The sequence below is a fragment of the Microtetraspora niveoalba genome, from assembly GCF_001570405.1.
Classification (GTDB): domain Bacteria; phylum Actinomycetota; class Actinomycetes; order Streptosporangiales; family Streptosporangiaceae; genus Microtetraspora; species Microtetraspora niveoalba.
Window position 1 is genome coordinate 85,451 of sequence record NZ_BBYM01000032.1, and the last position, 23,865, is coordinate 109,315.

Sequence of the window (23,865 nt, forward strand, 5' to 3'; positions counted from 1 at the left end):
CTGCTTCGGGTCCCGTTTCCGGTCACGCGGGTTGGAGGTGGGGCATGCGTCCGTACTTGGCCGCCTTCCACCACTCGACGTGGTCCCGATACCAGGCGACCGTGGCGGCGAGGCCGTCGTCGAACGCGACGCGGGGTTCATAACCCAGTTCCTCACGGATCCTGCTGCTGTCGACGGCGTAGCGCAGGTCGTGGCCCTTGCGGTCGGGCACGTACTCGATCATGCGACTGTCGGCGCCGGTGAGCTCCAGGATGCGCTGCGTCAACTCGAGGTTCGTCAGCTCCCGGCCGCCGCCGATGTTGTAGGTCCGGCCCGCGCGGCCCCTGCGCAGGACCAGGTGGATGGCCCGGCAGTGGTCGTCGACGTGCAGCCATTCGCGTACGTTGCGGCCGTCTCCGTAGACCGGGACGTGGACGCCTTCCAGCAGGTTGGTGACGAAGCGCGGGATGAGCTTCTCGGGGTGCTGGTAGGGGCCGTAGTTGTTGGAGCAACGGGTGACGGACAGGTCGAGGCCGTGGGTGCGCCAGTACGATCGGGCGACAAGGTCCGAACTCGCCTTGGACGCGGCGTACGGAGAGTTCGGCAGCAGCGGCCACTCCTCGGTCCACGCGCCACGCTCGATCGTGCCGTAGACCTCGTCGGTGGAGACGTGCACGAGGCGTCCGACACCGGTGCGCACGGCGGCGTCGAGCAGGCACTGGGTGCCCAGCACGTTGGTCCGGATGAAGTCCCCGGCGGCATCCAGGGATCGGTCCACATGCGATTCGGCGGCGAAGTGCACGATCGCGTCGTGGCCGGGCAGCACTTCCAGCAGGAGTGGAAGGTCGCAGATGTCCCCTCGGACGAACGTGAGACGGTCGTGCGCAATGGGCAGATTGTCGTAATTTCCGGCATATGTCAGCTTGTCGACGACGGTTACGTCAACGTTTCCCCCCGCCTCCAACTCGCCGTTGAGCAGGGAGCGTACGTAGTGGGAGCCGATGAATCCGGCCCCGCCGGTGACCAGGAGCTTCAAGGATTTCCTCCAAGCGTGTGGCGAGTCGGCCGATCACCGTGCTCGGTGCGGACACGCCGCGCATCTCCTCGGCCACCTCGTGGCCGGCCGCCGGGGGTAACGTGCGCCGGCGAAAACATGCGCGAAGTTCCGGGAGCAGCGGTGAACGGATATCGCGTCGCCTTCTCTCTGCGGTCAGCCACTCGCGGCTACTTCCAGCACATACTGCCCGTACGGGGATTTCGCCATTCTGCCGCCAAGCCTGCGGCACGCGTCCCGGTCGATGAATCCCATACGCAAGGCGATCTCCTCGATGCAGGCGATACGGACCCCCTGACGGTGCTCGAGGATCTGGACGTACTGACTCGCCTCGTTGAGCGCGTCGTGCGTGCCGGCGTCGAGCCATACGAAGCCGCGCCCCAGCGAGACGAGCCGGGCTTTTCCTCGATTCAGATAGATTCGATTGACATCGGTTATCTCCAGCTCACCGCGTCGCGATGGCCGCAGATTCTTCGCGATATCGATGACATCGTTTTCGTAGAAGTAGAGTCCGGTGATCGCCAGATTGGAGCGCGGCCGCTCGGGCTTCTCCTCCAGAGAGACCAGGTTGCCGTGCTCGTCCACCTCCCCGACCCCGTAGCGCTCCGGGTCCGGAACCGGGTAGCCGAACAGGACGCAGCCATCCACGGACTGCGCGTGACGCTGGAGCAGCGGGGCGAATCCGGAGCCGTGGAAGATGTTGTCGCCGAGGATCAGGGCGACCCGGTCATCCCCGATATGGTCCGCCGAGATGAGGAACGCCTCGGCGAGACCGCGCGGTTCGGCCTGTTCCGCGTAGGTCAGCGTCAGGCCCAGCTCTCCGCCGTCCCCCAACAACCTGCGGAAATTCTCCAGGTCCGTCGGCGAGGAAATGATCTGGATCTCCCTTATGCCGGCGAGCATGAGCACCGAGAGCGGGTAGTAGATCATCGGCTTGTCGTAAACGGGCAACATCTGCTTGGAGACCCCAAGAGTGCTCGGATACAGGCGCGTTCCGCGACCTCCGGCCAGGATTATTCCTTTCACGCCAACATCTCCCGAAATCTCGACGTCCTTGAGCAGACAATGCGTTTTCAGGGCATGCGCCTCAGGGCGCGTTTCCGCCTGCCTTGCGGCGTATCTCATCGAGGAGCCGCGCCTGTTCCAGTGATGCCTCACCCAGGGGCGCGGCGGCACGCACCGCCGCCGCGAAGGCGGCCACGGTTCTCGCCACCTGGTCGGCAGGGGCCGACACCACTTCGGTGGCTCCATCACGGTTCTCGACCCGGATGACCGGCCGGTGACCGGCCGGCGGGGTGAAGGCGTGATCGAGCACGACCCTCCCTTCGGAGCCTCCCAGTTCGTAGCCGCTCCGGTAACCGTGATCGAGACCGAAGGTCAGCTGGGCGGTGCCCCCTCCGGGTGAGCGGAGCAGCGCCGCGCCGCCGGTGTCCACGTCGAAGCCGGCCCCCCTGGTGAGGGACGAACCGATCACTTCGAGACCGTTGCCGAGGAAATGCAGGGCGGCCCGCACCGGGTATACGCCGGTGTCCGTCAGAGCACCGCCACCCAGTGCCGGATCGAAGCGGATGTCCCCATCGGCCATCCGGGGCACCGTGAACGAGGCATGGAAGGTGCGCAATTCGCCGATGACGCCCTCGGCGAGCAGCCGCTTCACGCGTTCGTGCTGGGGGTGATGGACGAACATGATGTTCTCCATCAGGGCCAGTCTCCGATCGCGCGCCAGTGCCGCGAGCTCCGCCGTCCGCCGGCGGTCGAGCGTCAACGGCTTCTCAGCGAGTACGTGCTTGCCCGCGAGCAGGGCCTTCTCCACCCAGGTGGCGTGCAGCGCGGCGGGCAGCGGTATGTAGACCGCGTCGACATCGGTGTCGGCCAGGGGCTTCGCGTAGTCGTCCGCCGCTCTGCAGCCGTACTGCGCGGCGCACTCCTCGGCTCGCCGGCCGTCCCGGGCCGCCACGCAGGTCACCCGGGTGTGCCGCGAGGCATCGAACGCGGGCAGCATGCGGCGGCGTGCGATGGAGGCGCAACCCAGGACAGCGATGCGTACTGGCTGGTGTCCGGTCACCGTCACAGCCGGACACATCCCGAATTGAGGACGGCCAGCAGGGTCCGCGCCTGCACATTGACGTAGTGGCCGTGCCGGGTCAGTGACGTCAGCTGACCCGGGGTGGCCCACAGATAGCCGGGTGGCGGCTCGGTGGGCGCCTGGGTCTCGTCCGCCTCGACGAACAGATAGCGGCTCTGGGCGTTGAGGAATCGGCCGCCTTCCTCCGAATGCACCGCCTGGTACCGGATGCGCGACGGATCGGCGTTGAGCACCAGGTCGAGGAACGGGGGCAGGTCGTGGCTGGGCAGGTTCCGGTAATTGTCCGGTGTGCACTGGACGGTGGGCCCGAGTTCGACGGTGTCGAGGAAGCCGCCCTCCACTCGGGCATGTGCCAGCAGGTGCGGCACACCTCCGAAGGAGCGGGTCACGAACGCCGTCACCCCAAGGCCGTGGATCTCGAACAGCGGCTGGCTCCAGCCGGTGACCTCCCGGTTTCCCGCGGCCACCGAGAGCGCGACGACGCTGAAGTAGCCGCCGCTGTCGTGGTCTATGGATGTATCGCTTCTCTTCCATCCAGCCACGTCTTTCAGCGGGATGCGCTCGGCGCGGACTTCGTGGCGGGCGCGTTCTCCGGTGAACCGGGACAGCAGCTGGGTGTCGGACCACAGCGCACCGGGCTCGTCGTATCGGACCGGCGCACAGGCCAGCACCGTACGGGCGTCCATGTTCACGACATTGTCGGCATGGAGTAGTTCGCCGATCTGGCCGAGGGTGAGCCAGCAGAAGTCGTCATCATGCGGCACGTCCTCGTCCGTCTTGATGATCATGTTTCTGTTGGACTTGCGGAAGAACCACGAACCGTGTTCGGACTGCAGCGAGTCCGCGAGCGTCTGGCGCCGCGCGGAGGGGCGGATGAAGTAGTCGATGTACTTCACGTCCGCACCCTTGTGGGCCCTGGTGTAGTTGCTACGGGTCGCCTGAACCGTCGGTGACAGTTGAAGCAGGTTGGTGTTTCCCGGCTCCATCTTGGCTTGCATCAGGAAATGCAGGACCCCGTCGAACTCCTTCGTCAGCAGGCCGAGGATCCCGATTTCGGGCTGCTTGATGATCGGCTGCTGCCACTCCTGGAACGGCCACTCGTCCCGGGTGACGTGGAGGCCCTCGACGGTGAAGAACCGTCCGCTGCGATGCACCAGATTCCCCGTGTCCGGCGCGAACTCCCAGCCGTCCAGGTCGGCCAACGGAATGCGGTCCACCCGGAAGCGGTGCGCTCGGCCGCGGCATGCGAGCCAGTCGGCGAAACCGGCAGTCGTCTTCCCCGCGTCCGCGAACGTGATGGACGCGGATCGGGCGAGCCCTTCGGCGACGGAGCGGTTCTCGCGGCTCAGCAGCGCGATGGCCGTGCCGCCGCGCGCGTCGCGGCGGGCCCTTCCGGCCGGCTCGGCCTCCCCAGGCAGGACGAGAGCCTTCATGAGAGTCTTCTCCTCACAGCAGCGCGAGTAAATCAGGAGGTTGCGGACCTCCACCAGCCGGTGCCGGCCGACGGATGGCGACTCGACGGCGCCCTGGAACGGATCTCAATCCGAATGTCCACATGTGACCGATTCACGTCGAAGGACTCCCCCGCGTCCCCGACCAGGCCGCCCCACCGTCCCGATACCGCGCGCTTCACCTATCGGGATCAGGCGATATCGCTTTATGCGAAAGAACCGTCAGACTTCATGGATTTCCCAACAGAAGTCTTTCAATGGCGTTGCATCGCCCAGGCTATGTTCCTCCACTATCCCCAACAACCCCAGAGGTGCTTACCGCAAACCCCAGACGCACTTACCGCGAACCCCGGACGTTCCGTAATAGAGCGATAGCCGACACCTGTGGATCAGGATTTTCAGGCGGCTGCTCAGCCCGCCAGCTTGCGCAGCGAGCGAACCGACCAGGTCACCGTGAGCACGCACAGCGCCGTGAAGAGGGCGAAGGCCATGGGGATCGTGCTCGCCCCCAGGTCGCCCCGGAACAGGGACCGTCCAGCCTCCACCGCGTAGTACAGCGGGTTGAACTTCGCGACGCTCTGCAGCCATTCGGGGCCCAGCGAGACAGGCAGGAAGAGGCCGGCGATCAGAGTCAGCGGCATGGCCATGAACTGCACGATCTGCGACATGGCGTTCTCGTCGCGGATGTTGATGGCCAGGCCGTAGGAAAGGCTGCCTGCCAGCAGGCCGGTCATCGCCATCAGCGCCAGCATGAGCAGCGCCTGAAGCGCTCCCACCCGCAGTCCCATCGCCATCGATATGGCGATGATGAGAGCGGCCTGGATCACGAGGGCGAGGGCGTCCTTCAGCACCCGGCCGAGAACGATGGCCGGCCGCCAGATCTGGCTGACGATGAGTCGCTCCAGCACGCCGTTGCGGGTGTCGTTCATGATGCTGAATCCGGCGAACATCGAGCCGAACAGGGCGATCATCAGCATCATGCCCGGCGTCAACATGGCCAGGACCGCCGAATCACTGCCGCCCGGCACGGTGCTCCCCAGCAGGGGGGCGAAGAAGACCAGATAGAGGACCGGCTGCACGATGCCGAAAAGCGGCCAGATGGGGTTGCGCAGCAGTCCGCGTACCTCGTATCCGAGGATGAGCGTGGCGTGCTTGAACATGTCGGGCTCCGATCAGGCGGCGTCGCGCAGCGAGCGGCCGGTGTGCTTGAGGAAGACGTCGTCCAGGGTGGCCCGCTCAAGCGTGATCGACTGGATCGCCAGGCCGTCGCGGTCCAGGGCGCGGAGCACGGACGGCAGACCGCGCTCTCCGTCGTCCAGATAGGCGCGCAGCAGTTCGTCCTCCTGGACGACCTCCCTGACGTACGGCTCAGCCGTCAGCAGGAGACGGGCCTGTTCCAGCCCCTCGGCCGGCCCGTCCGCCAGCCGCACGGTGACGATGTCGCCCGCGACCTCCTTCTTGAGCGCCTCCGGAGTGCCCTCGACGACGACCTTTCCGTGGTCCACGATGACGAGCCGGTCGCACAGGGCGTCGGCCTCGTCCAGGTAGTGCGTGGTCAGCAGGACGCTGGTGCCCTGGTCGCGCAGCTTGCGCACCTCCTCCCAGAGGTTCGCGCGGTTTTGCGGGTCCAGGCCCGTGGTGGGCTCGTCCAGGAAGATCAGCGGAGGGGCGGTGACCAGCCCGACCGCGATGGCGAAGCGGCGCTTCTGCCCTCCGGACAGGGTCCTGGCCGGGCGGTTGCCGATCTCGGTGAGCGCGAAGGCGGCCATCAGCTCCTCGGCGCGCGCCTTGGCCTGCTTCTTCGACATTCCGGCGAGGCGTCCGGCGAGCATCAGGTTCTCGATCGCGGGCGTCATCTCGTCGACGCCGCCCAGCTGGCCGACGTAGCCGATGCTGGCCCTGACCTTGCCGGCTTCCTTCACGACGTCGTAGCCGTTGACGCGGGCCTGCCCCGCGGTGGGCTGGGTGAAGGTGGCGAGCATCCGGACCGTGGTGGTCTTGCCCGCGCCGTTCGGGCCGAGCACGGCGAAGACCTCGCCGCGTTCGACCTCCATGTCGATGCCGCGAACGGCCTCGATCTCCCGGGCTTTGCCTCTGCCGCGTCCGACGACGAACGTCTTGCGCAGCTCGTGCGCTTCAATGATCATTTGTCTCTCCTTGGTACGCCACGTCGGGCGAGGACGCGGGTCCTCCGCCCCCGCGAGACGGCCGTTGGGAGGCGCGTGGGCCGCTGCTCAGACACGGCCGGCAGCGGCTGTCGAGGCGAGGTGGGACCGGATGTCCATGTTGATCTTGTGGGCGTGGTCGTTGAGGAAGAAGTGGCCGCCGGGGAAGACACGCAGATCGAAGCCGCCCGTGGTGTGGGCGGACCACGCCCGGGCCTCCTCCAGCGTGGTCTTGGGGTCGTCGTCGCCGGTCAGCGCGATGATCGGGGTACGGACGACGGCACCCGGCTCGCACCGGTAGGTCTCGATGGCGCGGTAGTCGGCACGGGTCGCCGGAAGCACCATGTGCAGCAGCTCGTCGTCGTCCAGGAGGCTGTCGGCCGTGCCGTTCAGCTTCTTCAGCTCGGAGATGATCCCCGCGTCGTTGCGCAGGTGCACGTCTTCCGCCCGATGGGTCGAGGGGGCCCGGCGGCCGGAGGCGTACAGAGCCAGGGGCCGCACGCCCTCGCGCTCCATGCGCAGGGTCACCTCGAAGGCGAGCACGGCGCCCATGCTGTGCCCGAACAGCGCCAGCGGCCGGTCGGTCCAGGGCCGCAGGGCCTCGTGGACCCGGTCGGCGAGGGTCGCGATGTCCTCCACGAACGGCTCGCCCCTGCGGTCCTGGCGGCCGGGATACTGCACCGCCAGCACCTCCACGGCGGGCGACAGCGCCCGCGAGACGGGGTGGTAGTAGCTCGCGGAGCCGCCCGCGTGCGGGAGGCAGACGAGGCGGGCCGCGGCGTCCGGCGCGGGGATGAGGCGCCGGACCCACAGGTCGTCGGCTGAGTTTCCAGAGAACGTCATGGTCGTCTTCCTTCGAGAGTCACGGGTCCGGCCTGCGTGATCACGAGGGCAGTTCCCCGGGGCGCGGCCGGAAGGACGGTCGTGCCGGACGGCCCGGGCGGCCCGGCCTGCGGTGCGGCGCGTTGCGCCTGGTGAAGCGTCAGCGGATCACGGCCAGCCGGCGTCGGCCCTTCGGCGACCTGAGCGGAGCCTCGCACTGCGCATCCGCGGCGGGGTCGAGGGTGATGCTTCCGGCGGCGGCCCGGTCGGCGGCCGCGCTGACCGCGCGGAGTGCGGCGATCTCGACGTCGTCGGCGAACCCCACGCCCCAGACCGGCGCTCCCGAGGGGACGGAACCGACATGGCACTCGGCGTACACGGCCACGCGATCGCCGCCGCGTGCCCCCACCCCGGTGCGGTTGACGGTGCGCACGTCCACGCCGCGGGCCGCGAGAGTGGCCCGCAGCGCCTCGACGACGTCGACGCGGTCGCCGCCGGTGTCGAAGCCCTGGCCGTCGACGTGCAGGTGGGCGATCACCCGCCCGCCGAAGGAGAGCGGCACGGGAAGCCCGCTCGCCCCGACGTAGGACTGCTCGAACAGCTCGGCGATCCGCTCGGCGGGGATCTCGGTGCCCGTGGCGTCGGAGTGCCGCTGCACCACCCGGGCGAAGTCGATCTGCAGGTCCCGAGGCAGGTGCAGGCCGTGCTTCGCGCTCAGCACGTAGGCCACGCCCCCCTTGCCCGACTGGCTGTTGACGCGCACGAGCGCCTCGTACGTCCGCCCGACGTCGGCGGGGTCGACGGGCAGGTACGGGACCTCCCACGGCAGCTCGGACAGATCGGCCCCGGCCTGCGCGGCCGCCAGTTCCAGCGCGTCGAACCCCTTCTTGATGGCGTCCTGGTGGGAGCCGGAGAAGGCGGTGTAGACGAGGTCGCCGGCGTAGGGGTGACGGGGATGGACGGGCAGCCCGGTGCACAGCTCTACGGTGCGCCGGACCGTGTTGAGGTCGGAGAAGTCGATGCCGGGGTCGACACCGTGGCTGAACAGGTTCATGCCCAGCGTCACCAGGTCCACGTTGCCGGCCCTCTCGCCGTTGCCGAGCAGGCAGCCCTCGATGCGCTGCGCGCCCGCCATCAGCGCCAGCTCGGCCGAGGCGACGCCGGTGCCCCGATCGTTGTGCGGGTGCACCGACAGGCAGACGTGCTCGCGGCGCGACAGGTTTCGGTCGAGCCATTCGATCTGGTCGGCGAAGACATTGGGGGTGGTCCGCTCGACGGTCGTCGGGAAGTTCAGGATGACCTCGCGGCCGGGCCCCGGCTGCCAGACGTCCATGACGGCCTCGCAGACCTCCAGGGAGAAGTCCAGCTCGGTGTCGTTGAACATCTCCGGGGAGTACTGCAGGCCCAGGTCGCAATCGGCCAGGGCGCCCTCGGCGTGGCCCAGCAGGAGGCGGGTGGCCTGGACCGCGAGGTCCCTGCACTCGTCCCTGCCCATCCTGAACACCAGCCGGCGGAACAGCGGCGAGGTGGCGTTGTAGATGTGCACGTTGGCGCGCGCCGCCCCGGCCAGGCTCTTCACGGTAGCGGTGATCAGGTCCGCGCGGGCCTGGGTGAGCACGGAGATCCGCACGTCGTCGGGGATCCGGTCCCCTTCGATGAGCCGGCGCACGAAGTCGTGGTCGTCCTGGCTCGCCGCGGGGAAGCCGACCTCGATCTCCTTGTAGCCCATGCGGACGAGCAGGTCGAACATCGCGGCCTTGCGGGCGGGGGACATCGGGCTGGCGAGCGACTGGTTGCCGTCACGCAGGTCGGTGGACAACCAGCGCGGCGCGTGGGTGACGGCGTTGTCGGGCCAGCGGCGGCCGGGCAGCGGCACGGGTGCGGGCGCGCGATAGCGACCCAGCGCGTTCGTCTTCTCCATCACGATTCTTCCCCTTCCATTTCACCGTCCCGGTTCACCGCCAGGCCCCTCGTTCCCGCCACACGTCACAACGCCGGAAAAAAACGACACACGCCATCAGTTCGCCGTACCGAAATACGTCGAGTACGAGTAAGGAGAAAGGGTCACCTGGATCTTGTATGATTCCGCCTCGTCGAGGACCCGGAACATCACGGCTATTTCCGGATAGGCAGCGCTGATACCCAGGCCGGCGAAATAGTGGTCGCTGTCGAACACGAGGCGGTACAACCCCCGCTCGAAATTCGCGCCCTGCCATTCCAGAATGTCGCCGTCGCTGTCGGTCTCCGCCGACGCGACGGCCCGCCAGCCCGGGTCCTCCGCGCGCTCCAGCAGTGCCCGCACTCCGGCAGCCGGCCGGCCGTACATGCTGTCCAGCGCTTGCGCTGTGATCCACATCTCCAGGACACCCGTCTCCCCGACCCACCGCGCGGGCCGTTTTCAAGAATCGGCAAAGGCGGTGCGGCCAATCGTCGGACAGATTCTTGCCCGCCTGCGAACAGGGTGGCAGCACCCGCTATCGCGGCGCCTTCGTCCGGCTATTCATGCGAGCGAAAACCGTTTGATGGCAGGACGGAAGCGGGCCGATAGCGGGCGAATGGCACGGTTTTTTACGTTGAAGACGCACCAGGGAGGCGCACGGCCGAACGGCCGCCGGCGCGCCGGCCCGAGCCAGTAGCCGAACGCACGAAAACGAGGATCCGATCATGAAGAACACCGCCAGCAGCCACGTGCTCAAGCTCATCGCCGCCGCCGCGATCGCCCTGGTCGGCACCGCGGCCGGCGCCGCCTTCGCGGCCGCCCCCTCCGCCGCCGACTCCGCCACGCCGGCGACCTCCCCCTCGCCCAGCCCCACCATCAGCGGGGCCAACACCCCCTGGGGCTGACCCGGCCGGTGCGTCGCGTCCGGGGCCGCGGAATCCGCCATGCCCGCAATGGAGCAGGAGGGTCGGGGTCGTCGCCCGCCCCTCCTTTCACACCGCCGGATGGCGAAACCGGCCGTTCCGTCATGCGTGCCCGGCTTCGGTGGCCCCGTGGAAGCGGGCGCCGGCTCCGGGACCGCGGGACCCCGGTGACGGCACGGGTTCCTTGTCGCCGCGACCGGAATCAGCGGCCCGCGATTGTGCTGTGACGTGAAATCAGCTCCAGCAGAAAACGTTTTCTGAGTCGCAGGGCGTGTATCGGCCGCCGCCATCCCGGATTTTCACAGAACGTAACGGCGCACCGACCCAGCGCGTCCACATGCCCTCTCATCGGCTGAAGCGGCGCGTGCGCGCAAGTCATGCCAGCCCATCATTTCGCCAAAGTGAATACGAAGTTCCGGCCGCCCGCCCCACCGCCAAATACTCAACCGCATTCCCCGATCGCAGATCCTTCACTGGATCCCGATGCTCTTGCTGAGTAAGATCGCGAAAGTAACCGCAGAACGCACAAAGTGACTGCGTGCCTAATGGGTCCTCCACGGGGTGTCCGCCATCGTTCGGCATGCACGTGCGCGGTGGGCAGGAGCAGCGGAATGGAGTTTCGAGTACTGGGGCCGCTTGAGGTCACGGTCGCCGACGGCCATCTGAACCTGGGGGGAAGCAGGCAGCAGGCGGTGCTGGCCCTCATGGTGATGGAACCCAACCGGATGGTCACGATGGGCCGCCTCATGGAGGCGCTCTACGGCGACAGTCCACCGACGACGTCGCGTTCCCAGGTGCAGATCTGCATCTCCTCGCTTCGCCGCATGTTCGCCAAGTCCGGCGCGCCGAAACTGATCACCACACAGCCGCGGGGGTACGTGCTGTGGGTCGACAACGACCAGATCGACTCCCAGCGCTTCGAGCGGCTCACCACCCAGGCCCGACAGTCCCGCGACGCGGGCGACGCCGAGCAGGCCGTACGGCAATTCCGGCAGGCGCTGGCGCTGTGGCGCGGCCCGGCGCTCGAAGGCATCGACAGCAGGCTCGTGCAGTCGGCGGCCGGTCGGCTCAACGAGACCCGGATCACCGCCAACGAGGACTGCGTGCAGCTCGAGCTCGACCTCGGCCGCCACCACGAACTCGTCGCCGAGCTGACCGACCTGGTCGAGGAGCACCCGCTGCGCGAGCGGCTGCGCGGCCAGCTCATGCTCGCGCTCTACCGGTCGGGACGGCAGGCGGAGGCGCTCCAGGTCTACCGGATCGCCCGCCGTACGATGATCGAGGAACTCGGCATCGAGCCGGACGAGCAGCTCCAGCAGTTGGAGCACGCCATCCTCACCTCCAGCGAGAAGCTGGCCGCGCCACCGGCCCCGGCCGCGATCCGGCTCCAGGCGCCCGCCGTGCCCGCCCCGGAGCTGCCGCTCCTCCAGCCCTCTCACGTGGTCGTGCCGCGGATGTTGCCCGCCGACACCGCCGACTTCACCGGCCGGACCAAGCAGGTGGACGAGATCCACCAGTACCTCATGCGCGACGCCGACGACCCGGCCCGCTTCGCCATCCCCATCATCGGGATCTCCGGCAAACCCGGGATCGGCAAGAGCACGATCGCCGTACACGCCGCGCACAGCATCGCCGAGCGCTACCCCGACGGTCAGCTCTATGCCGACCTGCACGGCGGCGCCTCCCGCTCGGTCGGCCCGATGCACGTGCTCGGGCGCTTCCTGCGGGCGCTCGGAGCCACGGGCAGCGCCATCCCCGACAGCCTCGACGAGCGCGCCGAGATGTACCGGAACCTGCTCGCCAACCGCAAGATGCTGGTCGTGCTCGACGACGCGGGCAGTGAGGGCCAGGTACTGCCGCTGCTGCCCGGCGAGCCGACGTGCGCCGTCATCCTCACCAGCCGCAGCCGGCTGGCGGGCCTGGCGGGCGCGCTCCACATCGAGATCGACGTGTTCGACACGGAGCAGTCGATCGCCCTGCTGTCGCGCATCGCCGGGGCCGAGCGCGTGCAGTCGGAGCCGGAGTCGGCCGCGTCGCTGGCCCGGTTGTGCGGTCAGCTGCCGCTCGCGCTGCGCATCGCCGGCACCCGGCTGTCGGCCCGACCGCACTGGAGCGTCGAGCAGCTCGCCGAGCGCCTGGAGGACGAGACCCGGCGGCTCGACGAGCTCAAGCACGGCGGGATGGGGATCAGGGCCAGCATCTCCATGACGTACGAGAGCACCAGTGAGGAGGCCAAGCAGCTCTTCCGGCGGCTGGCCATCCTGGATTTCGCGGCGTTCTCGCCCTGGGTGAGCGCCGCGCTGCTCGACCGGCCGCTGCACAAGGCACAGGACCTCCTCGACGATCTCGCCGACGCCCAGCTCATCGAGACCATCGGCGTGGGTCGCGGCGTGCACAGCCAGTACCGCTTCCACGACCTCATCCGGGTCTTCGCCCGCGAGCAGCTCGCCGCGACCGAACCCGCGACCGAGCGCAAGGCCGCACTCGGCCGGGCGCTGGGCGCCCTGCTGTTCCTGGCCGAGGCGGCGCACCATATGGAGTACGGCGGCGACTACGTGCAGATCCACAGCAACGCCTCCCGCTGGCCCCTGCCCTCCGCCCTGGTCGACCAGATCGTGAGCGCCCCGCTCTTCTGGTACGAGCAGGAGCGGCTGACCCTGGTCAGCGGCATCCGCCACGCCGCCCAGGCCGGGTTCGTCGAACTGGCGTGGGACCTGGCGATCAGCACGGTGACGTTGTTCGAGTCGCGTGAGTACCTGGATGACTGGCGCGACACTCACAAGATCGCTCTGGCGGCCGCCAGGCGGGCCGGCGACGTGCGCGGCCAGGCCGCCATGCTGTACTCGCTGGGGTCGCTCTACATCGCCGAGCAGCGCTTCGCCGAGGCGCGCGACAACTTCGACTCCGCGGTCGCCCTGTTCGAGGAGGTCGGCGACGACCAGGGGATCGCGCTGGTGATCCGCAACGTCGCCCTGGTCGACCGGATGACCGGCCGCTTCGAGGAGGCGGCCGTCCACAACGAGCAGGCGCTGAAGATCTTCCGTAAGACCGGCGACCGGATCGCCGCCGCGTACGTGATCAACAATCTGGCGCAGCTCCGGCTGGAGACCGACGATCTCCACGGCGCCCGGGAGCTGCTGGGCGAGGCGCTGAAGCTGAGCCAGGAGGGCGGCAGCCGCCGCGTGGAGGCCCAGGTACTGCACGGGATGGGCCACATGCTCCTGGAGTCCGGCGACCTCGTAGGGGCGCTCAAGGTCTTCGAGCAGGCTCGGGCCGTGGTGCGCGACATGGGCGACCGGACCGGCGAGGCGTACGCCCTGCAGGGGCTCGGCCTCGCCCAGCTGCGCCTCGGCAAGCACGAGTTGGCCGAGATCACCCTGCGCCACGCGCTGACGCTCGCCGGCACCGCCAACCACCGGTTGGCCGAGGGCCGGATCAAGTTCGCCCTGGGCGAGCTGGCGCTGGCCCGCAAGCGCCCGGACGACAGTCTCCCCCACCTGCTCGGCGCTCTCGCCCTGTTCCAGGGGATGAACGCGACGCTGTACCGGATCAGAACCCTGATCATGCTGGGGGACGCGCATCTGGCGGCGGGTGACGCCGCGTCCGCGCGGGATGCGCTCGCCGAAGCGCACGCCCTACGCGACAAGCTCGGCTCCCCGACCGGCGAGCGGCCGCGGAAGCCCGGCGGGTCGTAGGGGTTCTAGGGGATAGGCGCGGCGGAGCGGGGTCGTCAGCATGGAATCACGGACCGCAAGGCCAAGGTGCCGGACCAGTCTCCAGGTGTAAGGAGTCCTGACCATGCGAACGAACATCGCCACCGCTTTCCAGATGGATGCCGCCCCGGACATCGCCGTTCAGGACGGGCTGGTCGACGTCGTCCTGCGAGGCGGTCCCGCGGACTTCCCCTGTCGGATGCGGGTGGAACTGCGGTCGGCCGCCACCGGCAAGGTGAAGATCCTCAGCCGGGGCGGCTACGAGCAGTTCGAGCGGATCGAGTCCGACGAGGCGGAGTGGGTCTTCCGCTGGACCATGCGCACCGAGATCGCCGAGTGACTCACCCCTACGCCCCTTAACCGCAGGTCGCGGACCCGAGACCGGGCTCGCGAAGGTTCTCCCCCACCTCCGGTTTTCCTACTCTCGCAAGTGTGAGCACTGCCAAGACGACCCCTTCCGCCCGCCGGGACTCTCCCAGCGGGCGGCTTCGGCGCGGGCGGAGGAGGCCGGGATCGTCCGCACCGGCGAGTTCTTCCTCCCTCCGGACCCGTACAGGTCTCCCTCGGTTACCCGCGCGAGCGGAAACAGCGGCAGTCGCGTCCACGCCCGCTGCTGCGGAGCATCCTTCCCGCGGAGGAATCGTCATGATCGAGCTGATCCTGCCCCCGTACGTCGTGGCCGCCGACACCTGCGAGGAGTTCCTGGACGGCGCCTTGTTCCCCGAGGAGGAGGCGATCATCTCGCGCTCGGTGGACAAGCGGCGCAGGGAGTTCACGACGGCCCGCGTGTGCGCCCGCGACGCCCTGCGCATGCTGGGCCGTCCCGCCACGGCTATCCTCCCCGGCGTGCGTGGGGAGCCGCTGTGGCCGGACGGGATCGCCGGGAGCATCACCCACTGCGCCGGCTACCGGGGCGCGGTTCTCGGGACGAGGTCCGAGGTCGTCGCGATCGGCATCGACGCCGAGCAGAACGCGCCGCTGCCCAACGGCGTGCTGGCCGCCATCGGACTGGCGGAGGAACGGCGGCTCGTCCGCGAGCTGCTTCGGGAGCACCCGTCGATCCGCTGGGACCGGTTGCTGTTCAGCACCAAGGAGTCGGTGTACAAGGCGTGGTTCCCGCTGGTGAACAGGTGGCTGAGCTTCGAGGACGCGCTGATCGACATCGACCCGCTCAGGGGGGTCTTCTCCGCGCAGCTGCTGGTCACCGGGCCACGCGTCAACGGGCAGCGGATGGACGTGTTCTCCGGGCGGTGGCTGGTGCAGAACGGGCTCATCCTGACCGCGATCGTCATTCCCGCCGTGATGCCCGCGGCACCGGCCATGAGCGGCCGCTCCGGTTACTCGGGGGGTTGAGCGGCCGCGGAGGTCGTTCCGAGACGAGCGAACCCGGCCCCCTTGACGGGGCCGGGTTCGCTCGTATCGCGGGTCAGACGTCCTTGATCTCGCAGATGACAGTGCCGGACGTGACACTCTGCCCCACAGTCGAGGCGAGCCCGGAGATCACCCCGGTTTTGTGGGCGGTGAGCGGCTGCTCCATCTTCATCGCCTCCAGCACCACGACGGTGTCCCCCGCCGTGACAGCGGCCCCGTCGGCGGCGACGACCTTGACGATGGTGCCCTGCATGGGGCTGACCAGGGTGTCTCCCCCGGTGAGGGTGCGCACGCCGGTCGCGCCCGGGCGGCGCGGCGCCTTGCGCTGCCCGGCGTCGGCGGCGACCTTCACCCGGTGGGTGCGCAGCGACGCCGGCAGCACGACCTCCAGCCGCCGGCCGCCGACCTCGACGGTGACGCGCTCGCGCGGCGTGGGCTCGGGCGCCGGGACGGCGTCGGGCCCGGGGGCGATCGGGGTGGCGAACTCGGTCTCGATCCAGCGGGTGTGCACGGAGAACGGCTCGGCCGTGAAGGCGGGATCGGCCACGACCGCCCGATGGAACGGCAGCACGGTCGGCAGGCCCTCGACGGCGAGCTCGGCCAGGGCGCGGCGGGCCCGGCGCAGGGCCTGCGCCCGGTCGGCGCCGGTGACCACGAGCTTGGCGATCAAGGAGTCGAAGGACCCCGGCACGGCCTGTCCGGCGGCGTATCCGGCGTCGAGCCGTACGCCGGGACCGCCCGGCGCGCGCAGCTCGGTGATGAGGCCGGGGGTCGGCAGGAAACCCCGCCCCGGATCCTCGGCGTTGATGCGGAACTCCATCGAGTGCCCGCGCAGCGGCGGGTCACCGTAGCCGAGCGGCTCGCCCGCGGCGATCCTGAACATCTCGCTGACCAGGTCGATGCCGGTGACCTCCTCGGTCACCGGGTGCTCGACCTGCAGGCGGGTGTTGACCTCCAGGAACGAGATGCCGCCGTCCGCGCCGACCAGGAACTCGCAGGTCCCGGCGCCGACGTAGCCGGCCTCACGCAGGATCGCCTTCGAGCTCTCGTAGAGCAGCGCGGTCTGCCCGGCGGTGAGGAAGGGCGCGGGGGCCTCCTCGACGAGCTTCTGGTGGCGGCGCTGGAGCGAGCAGTCCCTGGTGCCGAGCACGACGACGTTTCCGTAGGCGTCGGCCAGGCACTGGGTCTCGACGTGCCGGGGCCGGTCGAGGTAGCGCTCGACGAAGCACTCCCCCCGCCCGAACGCGGCCGAGGCCTCGCGCACGGCCGAGTCGTACAGGTCGGGGATCTCCGCCAGGGTGCGGGCCACCTTCAGGCCACGCCCGCCGCCGCCGAAGGCCGCCTTTATCGCCACGGGAAGCCCGTGCTCGGCGGCGAATTCCTGTACCTCCAGCGCGTCGGCGACGGGCTCCGCCGTACCGGCGACCAGGGGCGCGCCGACACGCTGGGCGATCCGCCGAGCCTCCACCTTGTCGCCGAGCGCGGCGATGGCCGCGGGCGGCGGGCCGATCCACACGAGGCCCGCGTCGATGACGGCCTGGGCGAAGGCGGCGTTCTCCGCGAGGAAACCGTAGCCGGGGTGCACGGCGTCGGCACCCGAGCGCACCGCGACCTCGAGCAGCCGGGCGACGTTGAGGTAGGTCTCGGCCGGGCTCTCCCCGCCTACGGCGAACGCCTCGTCGCACAGGGCGACGTGCATCGCGTCCGCGTCCTGGTCGGCGTAGACGGCGACGCTCTTCAACCCCTCGTCGGCGCAGGCGCGCGCGATCCGCACGGCGATCTCGCCCCGGTTGGCGATGAGGATCTTGCTGAGTTGACGTTTCATGAGAGCCTTCGCAGGATGGACGGCGTTGACCAGGAGCGGGGGGATCGGTGGCCGAAGGGCCGCCATCCGGGGGGCCACGCGGCGAGCGGCGGGGCGGCCGCCTCCGTCAGCAGGAGCAACGCGCAGGCCAGGGCGGCGAGCTCCTCCTCCGTAGGCGTACCGCGGACGATCCGCAGCGAGAGCGAGTCCTCGGCGTCGTCCATCACATCGGCGGGTTTCCGTGCTTGCGCTGGGGCGCCAGCGCGTGCTTGGCCCGCAGCAGGCCGAGCGAGCGGATGATGACCGCCCGGCTCTCGCGCGGGTCGATGACGTCGTCGACGAGGCCCCGTTCGGCCGCGTAGTAGGGGTGCATGAGGGTGGTGCGGTACTCCTCGACCTTCTTGGCATGCTGCTCGGCCGGATCCTGCGCCGCGGCGATCTCGCGGCGGAAGATGATGTTGGCCGCGCCTTCGGCGCCCATGACGGCGATCTCGTTCGTCGGCCACGCGAAGGACAGGTCGGCGCCGATCGAGCGGGAGTCCATGACGATGTACGCACCGCCGTACGCCTTGCGGACGATCACCTGGATCCGTGGCACGCTGGCCGCGCAGTAGGCGTAGAGCAGCTTGGCGCCGTGCCGGATGATGCCGTTGTGCTCCTGGTCCGCGCCCGGCAGGAAGCCGGGCACGTCGACCAGGCTGACCAGCGGGATGTTGAACGCGTCGCACATCTGGATGAAGCGGGCGCCCTTCTCGGAGGCCTTGATGTCGAGCACGCCGGCGAGGCGGTTCGGCTGGTTGGCGACGATGCCGGTGACGTGGCCGTCGAACCTGGCCAGGCCGCAGATGAGGTTGTCCGCCCAGCCGCCGTGGAACTCGAAGAAGTCGCCGTCGTCCACGATCTCCTCGATGACCTGGGCCATGTCGTAGGACTGGGCGGGATCGGCCGGGACGAGGTCGAGCAGGCGGTCGTTCGACCGGTCCGGAGGGTCGGTGGCGACGATCGAGGGAGGCAGCTCCTGGTAGTTGGACGGCAGCAGGGACAGCAGGTAACGCACGTCCTCCAGGCACGAGACCTCGTCGCGGTAGACGAACCCGGCCACACCCGACAGGGTGCCGTGCACGCCGGCGCCGCCGAGCGCGTCCTGGCTGATCTCCTCGCCTGTGACCGCCTTGACGACGTCGGGCCCGGTGATGAACATCTGCGCGGTGCCCTGGACCATGAAGACGAAGTCGGTGAGCGCCGGCGAATAGGCGGCGCCGCCGGCGCACGGGCCGAGCATGACGCTGATCTGCGGGATGGCACCGGACATGCGCACGTTGCGGGTGAAGATGCCGCCGTACCCGGCCAGCGCGGTGACCCCCTCCTGGATGCGGGCCCCCGCGCCGTCGTTGAGGCTGATCAGCGGCACTCCGGCGGCCTCGGCGAGATCCATCGCCTTGTGGATCTTCGTGGCGTGGGCCTCGCCGAGCGCTCCGCCGAAGATGCGGAAGTCGTGCGCGTACACGATGACGTCGCGGCCCTCGACCTTGCCCCAGCCCGCCACGACCCCGTCGGTGTGCGGGCGCTTGTGCTCGAGTCCGAAGCCTGTCGCGCGGTGCCGCCGGAACGGCTCGATCTCGACGAACGACCCGGGGTCGAGCAGGGTGTCGAGCCGTTCCCGGACGGTGAGCTTGCCCTTGGCGTGCTGGCGCCGGGTCGCCTCCGGGTCGGGCCCGCTGCGTGCGCTCTCCCTGATCAGCGCCAGCTCGGCCACTCGGTCCCGCATCGTCTCGACCGGCAGGTCAGCCCGCCTCAGAGTGGCGATCGGCGCCGGTCTCTCCTGTATGTGCATGCGATACCTCCGGTCGTTCAGGTGGTGACATGGCTGCCGAACTCGAGACTGGGCGGGAGGTCCGCGCGCCGGGTGATGTTCAGCTTCCGGTAGGTCCGGGTCAGGTGCTGCTCCACCGTGCTGACCGTGATGTAGAGCTTCGCGGCGATCTCACGGTTGGTGTATCCGGCAGCCGCAAGGACGGCCACGCGCCGCTCGGAGTCGCTGAGCACCGCGCTCAGTCCGCGCTCGGCCCGCACGGCCTTCTCCTCGCCCTCCTCCCTGCCGAACAGGGCCCTGCTGAGCGGCTCCGCCTGGCATTCCTGGGCGAGGCCGAGCGCCCGGCCCGCGATCATCCCGGCCCGGCGGTACTCACCGAGCTCCTGGTAGGCCTCGACCAGGTCGAGCAGGGTCCTGGCCAGCTCGTATCGGTCACCGCTCGCCTGGAGCATCTCGGCCGACTGGCGCAGCAACATCGGGCGGTGCCGGGCCTCGCTCCCCGCCGCGGCGAGCATCCGCATCGCCATGCCGTGCACCCGCGGCGAGCTCGGCCCGCACCGGCGGAGCTGATCCTCGACGAGCTGCTGGGCCTGCTCGGCCCGGCCGATGCGCAGGCACGCCTCCGCCGCGTCGACCCGCCACGGGATCAGGCCGGGCAGGTCGATCTCCCACTTGCGGATCAGCTCACCGCAGATCTGGAAGTCGCGCAGGGCGAGTCCCGGCTGGTCGGCGGCCAGGCTGTAGCGCCCTCTGGCGTACAGGTAGTGCAGCCCGTAGCGGGTCTCGAACATGGCGTCGGGGACGGGCCGGTCGAGGTACTCGCCGGCGTCGTTGCGTCCCATCGCCGTGACGGCCGTGATCAGGCTGCTCAGCGGGCCGCCGACGGCGACCCCCCAACTGCCCATGGGAATGGTCTCCAGGGCCTGCCGGGCGTGGTGTTCGGCGCCGGGCATGTCGCCCTGCCGTACCGCGATCTCCGCCCGGATCGCGTCGAGCCGCGCCTGACGGCTGGGGGCCATGCGGGTGGACGCCTCGGCGGCGAACAGGTCGCACCAAGGGGCGGCCTTGTCGGGCCGGCCCGCGTAGGTGAGGGCGAGCAGGGCGCTCTCGACGGTGTCGAGCGACATCTCGTCGAGGCGGCAGCCTCGCAGGATCCGGTCGACGCCCTCCACCAGCTGCTCGCGCGGCCCCTTGGTGAGGACCTCGGAGAGCGCCGTGGTGGCCTCCAGGCGGCGGTGGGTGGCGACGGAGACGGCCGCCGAACGCACCGGCTCGGCGAACAGGCCGCGACGGCGCGCGGAGGCCTGGTTGTCGCCGTCCTCGTCACCGGCCTCCACCTGCTCCGCCGCTCGCAGCTCGGCGAGGAAAGCCGGGTAGGTGGCGCGCAGCCACGGCCGGACGACCGCCAGCTCGGCGGAGGCTTCGGCGTCGCCGGGGTTGACGGTGGCGGCGAGGTGCTCCAGCACCTCACGGGCGTCAGCCGTACGGCCGTGCCAGAACAACGCGCGGGCGAGCACGGCGGCGTCCCCGCCACGGAGCTGGCCGCGTTGCATGGCGTCGGACAACTCGGCCAGGTGCGCGGCGGGCGCCCCGGGGTTGATCCGCCACTCGGCGCGCACCAGCATCGTGATGATCTGCGCCCGGTGCTGCTCGTCGGCGCACTCCTTCCAGGCCAGCCGCAGGTAGGCGACGGCGGCCGTCACCTTGCCCTCGCGGAGGGCGTCGCGGGCGGCGTCCTCCAGCACGGAGACGACCCAGGGGGCGCCGACGTGGCCGGCCTCCAGCAGGTGGTCGGCGATGGTCGAGGCGGCGGCTCCGCTGTCGCGGCCCAGCTCGGCCGCGCCGCGGTGCAGGTCCGCTCGCTCCTGCGAGTCCAGTTCGGCCAGTACGGCGGAGCGGGCGACTTCGTGGCGGAAGGACCCCATGGACAGCAGCCCGGCCCCGGCCAGGGAGTGCAGCGACTGGCCGACCTCGGTCGGGTTGAGCCCGAGGAGCCGGGGCAGCGGCTCCGGCTCGCCGAGTACGGCCAGGCCGCGGGCGACGCGCATGGCCTGGGGATCGCCCCTGAGCAGGCAGGACAGGACGGCCTGGCCGTACCGGTCGGCGGGAACGAGCTCGGCGGGAGGCGCGCCGTCGGTACGGGCCGCCGCCTGGTAGTCCTCGGCCAGGCCGTCCAGCAGCAGCGGGTTGCCGCCGCTGAGCGCGTACCACTCGGCGGCGAAGCGGTCCGCGGGACCGCGGCCGAGCCGAGCGGTGACCAGTTCGGCCACGCCGGCCCTCGACAGCGGCTCCAGGTGGATGCGGCGGGCGTGCGGCTGACGCAGCAGCTCGGTCTGGAAGAACGTTTCGGTGTAGCGGCCGTGGTCGGAGTGGCCGAAGACGGCGGCGATGCGGGCGAAGCGCACCCGCCGGGCCAGGTAGGCCAGACAGAGCAGCGACATCCGGTCGGCGTGGTGCACGTCGTCGACGACGATGAGCAGCGGGTAGCGTTCCGACAGGTCCAGCAGCACGGTGCAGAGCGCGTGCACGATCTGCGCGTCGACGGGCTCCAGGACCGCGGCCCCGGGGTCGGCGTGGATGGAGGCGGCGCTCTCCGCCAGGAGCGCCATCGCCCGCTCGCGTTCCTCGGCGATGAGCGGCGCGTCCTGCATGAGCTGGCCGATCACCCCGAGGGGCAGGTCCTGCTCGACCGCCGAGGCCATCGCCACCACGGGAAGCGCGCCCAGCTCCACGACCCGGTCGGCGAACGTGTGCAGCAGCTCGCTCTTGCCCGTCGCGACGGTCCCGGTCAGCAGCGCGACGCGGCCCTTGCCGCCGAGCGCGTCGGCCACCAGCCCCTCAAGGGCGGCACATGCCTCATCCCTCTCTACCAGCCCCATCATCATCCTCCTCGCTGAGGAACCTCATTTCTCGGACACTTCGGACATTAGGGGTCGTCATTTTCCGGGCGGTATCGCGCCGCTATCAGCGGCCCGCGTCCCTCCCCTACGGCAGCGCCAGGGGTTGTCCGGGTGTCATCGGCCGGAGGTCAGAGCGGGATGTTGCCGTGCTTCTTCTGCAGGCCGGAGACCCTCTTGTCACGCAGGACGGCGAAGGCGCCGGCGACCTTGGCCCGGGTCTGCGCGGGCCGGATCACCTCGTCGACGTAGCCGTACTGAGCGGCGACGTACGGATTGCTGAACTTCTCCTGGTACTCGGCGATCAGGTGGCGTTCCACAGCGGCCCGCTCGCTCGCGTCCGCGGCGGCGAGGGTCTTGCGGTGGAGCACGTGGACGGCGCCCGTCGCGCCGGTGACCGCGATCTCGGCCGTCGGCCAGGCCATGTTGACGTCGGCGCCGACGTGCTTGGAGCCCATGACCGCGTATCCGCCCCCGTACGCCTTGCGGGTGACGACGGTCACCTTGGGGACGGTCGCCTCCGCGTAGGCGTAGATCAGCTTGGCGCCCCGGCGGATGATGCCGCCGCGCTCCTGCTCCAGTCCGGGCAGATAGCCGGGCACGTCGGCGAAGGTCAGGATGGGGATGTTGAACGCGTCGCAGAAGCGGACGAACCTGGCGGCCTTCTCGGAGGCGTCGATGTCGATCGCGCCCGTCTGGACCATCGGCTGGTTGGCGACGACGCCGACCGTCTGGCCCTCGACTCTCGCCAGGGCGCAGATGATGTTCCGGGCGAAAGCCCCCTGCACCTCCAGGAGGTCGCCGTCGTCGACCACCCTGCGCAGGATCTCGAACATGTCGTAGACCCGGTTCGCCTCGTCGGGGATGACGGAGTCGAGCTCGATGTCGGCGGCGGTGAGGCCGGGCTCGCTCTCGTAGGCGTAGGCGGGAGGGAGGTCGAGGTTGTTGGAGGGCAGGTAACCGAGCAGCGCCTGCACGTAGGCGATCGCGTCGTACTCGTCGACGCCGACGTAGTGCGCGTTGCCGGACACCTCGCTGTTGAGCGCCGGGCCGCCGAGGTCCTCGTGAGTGGTGCGCTCCCCCGTCACGGCGGAGACGACCTCGGGGCCGGTCACGTACATGTAGGACGTACGGTCGCTCATCACGGTGAAGTCGGTGAGGGCGGGCGAGTAGACCGCTCCGCCCGCGCACGGGCCCATGATCATGGAAATCTGCGGAATCACCCCGGACGCGTCGACATTGCGCCTGCCGAGTTCCGCGTAGTACGCGAGGGACACGACACCCTCCTGGATGCGGGCGCCGCCGGAGTCGTTGATGCCGACGACCGGGCAACCGATCTTCAGGGCGAGGTCCAGGATCTTCAGCACCTTGCCGCCGAAAGCCTCCCCCATGCTGCCGCCGAGCGTGGTGAAGTCGTGGGCGAACACGCACACTCGGCGCCCGTCGACGGTGCCGTGCCCGGTGATCACTCCGTCGCCGTACGGCCGGTTGCAGTCCATGCCGAAGTCGGTGGCGCGGTGCCGGACGAACATGTCGATCTCGACGAACGACCCGGGGTCGAGGAGCCGGTCGATGCGCTCGCGCGCGGTCAGCTTGCCCTTGGCGTGCTGGCGCCTGGCGGCGCGCTCTTCGGCGCGCGTCACCGCCTCGTCGCACCGCTCGTCGAGGTCGGCGAGGCGCGCTGCCGTCGTGGGCGGAGGGTCCGCCAGGCCGGGCATGTCACGGAGGGCGGTGAGGAGCCGGCTCGGGGTCGGCGCGGGCTCGTCGTACGACATCCTCTGGCCTCTTTTCGCCGGTACGACAGTGGATTCCGCCACGGTATGAATCGCCCGGAGTTCGCGACAACCC

General features: G+C 69.8%; 18 protein-coding genes. 4 read left to right on the forward strand and 14 right to left on the reverse strand.

Translation table 11 applies throughout. The annotated features are described in order from the left end of the window. Nucleotides 1-22: 22 nt before the first annotated feature. The 9 genes from rfbB to AWQ70_RS28515 all read right to left on the reverse strand — a co-directional run bounded on the left by rfbB (nt 23) and on the right by AWQ70_RS28515 (nt 9,913). Nucleotides 23-1,015, reverse strand: coding sequence for a dTDP-glucose 4,6-dehydratase (gene rfbB, locus AWQ70_RS28475; protein WP_067182520.1), 993 nt, complete (start codon nt 1,013-1,015; stop codon nt 23-25). 174 nt (nt 1,016-1,189) lie between these two features. Continuing rightward, complete coding sequence (gene rfbA, locus AWQ70_RS28480; protein WP_067182522.1) at nt 1,190-2,059, reverse strand: glucose-1-phosphate thymidylyltransferase RfbA; 870 nt, start codon at nt 2,057-2,059, stop codon at nt 1,190-1,192. A gap of 61 nt (nt 2,060-2,120) precedes the next feature. After that, nucleotides 2,121-3,104: a Gfo/Idh/MocA family protein gene (locus AWQ70_RS28485; protein ID WP_218004692.1), complete on the reverse strand. Its 984-nt coding sequence runs from the start codon at nt 3,102-3,104 to the stop codon at nt 2,121-2,123. Next, nucleotides 3,101-4,552: an NDP-hexose 2,3-dehydratase family protein gene (locus AWQ70_RS28490; protein WP_084517908.1), complete on the reverse strand. Its 1,452-nt coding sequence runs from the start codon at nt 4,550-4,552 to the stop codon at nt 3,101-3,103. The genes AWQ70_RS28485 and AWQ70_RS28490 overlap by 4 nt, the downstream gene beginning before the upstream one ends. A gap of 428 nt (nt 4,553-4,980) precedes the next feature. Continuing rightward, the gene (locus AWQ70_RS28495; protein ID WP_067182531.1) at nt 4,981-5,730 is read right to left on the reverse strand and encodes an ABC transporter permease; all 750 of its coding nucleotides are present in this window, start codon (nt 5,728-5,730) and stop codon (nt 4,981-4,983) included. A gap of 12 nt (nt 5,731-5,742) precedes the next feature. Beyond that, the gene (locus tag AWQ70_RS28500; protein WP_174552430.1) at nt 5,743-6,717 is read right to left on the reverse strand and encodes an ATP-binding cassette domain-containing protein; all 975 of its coding nucleotides are present in this window, start codon (nt 6,715-6,717) and stop codon (nt 5,743-5,745) included. An 87-nt stretch (nt 6,718-6,804) separates the two neighbouring features. Further along, a complete protein-coding gene (locus AWQ70_RS28505) occupies nt 6,805-7,578 on the reverse strand; it encodes a thioesterase II family protein (protein ID WP_067182534.1) in 774 nt (257 codons plus the stop codon). Between the two features lie 139 nt (nt 7,579-7,717). Then, nucleotides 7,718-9,478, reverse strand: coding sequence for a 2-isopropylmalate synthase (locus AWQ70_RS28510; RefSeq protein WP_067182537.1), 1,761 nt, complete (start codon nt 9,476-9,478; stop codon nt 7,718-7,720). 96 nt (nt 9,479-9,574) lie between these two features. Then, nucleotides 9,575-9,913 carry a hydroxyisourate hydrolase gene (locus AWQ70_RS28515; RefSeq protein ID WP_067182540.1) on the reverse strand — a complete coding sequence of 113 codons (339 nt, stop codon included), beginning with the start codon at nt 9,911-9,913 and terminating at the stop codon, nt 9,575-9,577. A gap of 308 nt (nt 9,914-10,221) precedes the next feature. On the opposite strand from AWQ70_RS28515, the gene AWQ70_RS28520 reads away from it, so the two are divergent. From AWQ70_RS28520 to AWQ70_RS28535, 4 genes are all read left to right on the forward strand, one after another. Beyond that, entirely contained in the window at nt 10,222-10,401 is a 180-nt protein-coding gene (locus AWQ70_RS28520; RefSeq protein WP_067182543.1) for a hypothetical protein, read from the forward strand. Between the two features lie 629 nt (nt 10,402-11,030). Beyond that, nucleotides 11,031-14,114, forward strand: a complete 3,084-nt coding sequence (locus tag AWQ70_RS28525; RefSeq protein WP_067182550.1) for an AfsR/SARP family transcriptional regulator — start codon at nt 11,031-11,033, stop codon at nt 14,112-14,114. 103 nt (nt 14,115-14,217) lie between these two features. Further along, nucleotides 14,218-14,472, forward strand: coding sequence for a DUF5988 family protein (locus AWQ70_RS28530; protein ID WP_218004693.1), 255 nt, complete (start codon nt 14,218-14,220; stop codon nt 14,470-14,472). Between the two features lie 305 nt (nt 14,473-14,777). Next, nucleotides 14,778-15,485, forward strand: a complete 708-nt coding sequence (locus tag AWQ70_RS28535) for a 4'-phosphopantetheinyl transferase family protein (RefSeq protein ID WP_067182554.1) — start codon at nt 14,778-14,780, stop codon at nt 15,483-15,485. 73 nt (nt 15,486-15,558) lie between these two features. Here AWQ70_RS28535 and AWQ70_RS28540 read toward each other — a convergent pair whose 3' ends face one another. The 5 genes from AWQ70_RS28540 to AWQ70_RS28560 all read right to left on the reverse strand — a co-directional run bounded on the left by AWQ70_RS28540 (nt 15,559) and on the right by AWQ70_RS28560 (nt 23,735). Continuing rightward, the gene (locus AWQ70_RS28540; RefSeq protein ID WP_067182557.1) at nt 15,559-17,328 is read right to left on the reverse strand and encodes an acetyl/propionyl/methylcrotonyl-CoA carboxylase subunit alpha; all 1,770 of its coding nucleotides are present in this window, start codon (nt 17,326-17,328) and stop codon (nt 15,559-15,561) included. Beyond that, nucleotides 17,325-17,531 carry an acyl-CoA carboxylase epsilon subunit gene (locus tag AWQ70_RS28545; RefSeq protein ID WP_067182560.1) on the reverse strand — a complete coding sequence of 69 codons (207 nt, stop codon included), beginning with the start codon at nt 17,529-17,531 and terminating at the stop codon, nt 17,325-17,327. The genes AWQ70_RS28540 and AWQ70_RS28545 overlap by 4 nt, the downstream gene beginning before the upstream one ends. Beyond that, the gene (locus AWQ70_RS28550) at nt 17,531-19,075 is read right to left on the reverse strand and encodes an acyl-CoA carboxylase subunit beta (RefSeq protein ID WP_067182593.1); all 1,545 of its coding nucleotides are present in this window, start codon (nt 19,073-19,075) and stop codon (nt 17,531-17,533) included. Before AWQ70_RS28550 ends, AWQ70_RS28545 begins: the two co-directional genes overlap by 1 nt. Before the next feature lie 83 nt (nt 19,076-19,158). Next, nucleotides 19,159-21,999, reverse strand: a complete 2,841-nt coding sequence (locus AWQ70_RS28555) for a helix-turn-helix transcriptional regulator (RefSeq protein WP_067182595.1) — start codon at nt 21,997-21,999, stop codon at nt 19,159-19,161. Between the two features lie 149 nt (nt 22,000-22,148). Beyond that, nucleotides 22,149-23,735 carry an acyl-CoA carboxylase subunit beta gene (locus AWQ70_RS28560; protein ID WP_067182597.1) on the reverse strand — a complete coding sequence of 529 codons (1,587 nt, stop codon included), beginning with the start codon at nt 23,733-23,735 and terminating at the stop codon, nt 22,149-22,151. Nucleotides 23,736-23,865: the final 130 nt, after the last annotated feature.

Coding starts and splice junctions, on each gene's coding strand:
- AWQ70_RS28510 (WP_067182537.1), bottom strand. CDS start 9,478: ATGGAGAAGACGAACGCGCTGGGTCGCTATCGCGCGCCCGCACCCGTG.
- AWQ70_RS28555 (WP_067182595.1), bottom strand. CDS start 21,999: ATGGGGCTGGTAGAGAGGGATGAGGCATGTGCCGCCCTTGAGGGGCTG.
- AWQ70_RS28560 (WP_067182597.1), bottom strand. CDS start 23,735: ATGCCCGGCCTGGCGGACCCTCCGCCCACGACGGCAGCGCGCCTCGCC.
- AWQ70_RS28540 (WP_067182557.1), bottom strand. CDS start 17,328: ATGAAACGTCAACTCAGCAAGATCCTCATCGCCAACCGGGGCGAGATC.
- AWQ70_RS28535 (WP_067182554.1), top strand. CDS start 14,778: ATGATCGAGCTGATCCTGCCCCCGTACGTCGTGGCCGCCGACACCTGC.
- AWQ70_RS28500 (WP_174552430.1), bottom strand. CDS start 6,717: ATGATCATTGAAGCGCACGAGCTGCGCAAGACGTTCGTCGTCGGACGC.
- AWQ70_RS28505 (WP_067182534.1), bottom strand. CDS start 7,578: ATGACGTTCTCTGGAAACTCAGCCGACGACCTGTGGGTCCGGCGCCTC.
- AWQ70_RS28525 (WP_067182550.1), top strand. CDS start 11,031: ATGGAGTTTCGAGTACTGGGGCCGCTTGAGGTCACGGTCGCCGACGGC.
- AWQ70_RS28530 (WP_218004693.1), top strand. CDS start 14,218: ATGCGAACGAACATCGCCACCGCTTTCCAGATGGATGCCGCCCCGGAC.
- AWQ70_RS28520 (WP_067182543.1), top strand. CDS start 10,222: ATGAAGAACACCGCCAGCAGCCACGTGCTCAAGCTCATCGCCGCCGCC.
- AWQ70_RS28550 (WP_067182593.1), bottom strand. CDS start 19,075: ATGCGGGACCGAGTGGCCGAGCTGGCGCTGATCAGGGAGAGCGCACGC.
- AWQ70_RS28490 (WP_084517908.1), bottom strand. CDS start 4,552: ATGAAGGCTCTCGTCCTGCCTGGGGAGGCCGAGCCGGCCGGAAGGGCC.
- AWQ70_RS28545 (WP_067182560.1), bottom strand. CDS start 17,531: ATGGACGACGCCGAGGACTCGCTCTCGCTGCGGATCGTCCGCGGTACG.
- AWQ70_RS28515 (WP_067182540.1), bottom strand. CDS start 9,913: ATGTGGATCACAGCGCAAGCGCTGGACAGCATGTACGGCCGGCCGGCT.
- AWQ70_RS28495 (WP_067182531.1), bottom strand. CDS start 5,730: ATGTTCAAGCACGCCACGCTCATCCTCGGATACGAGGTACGCGGACTG.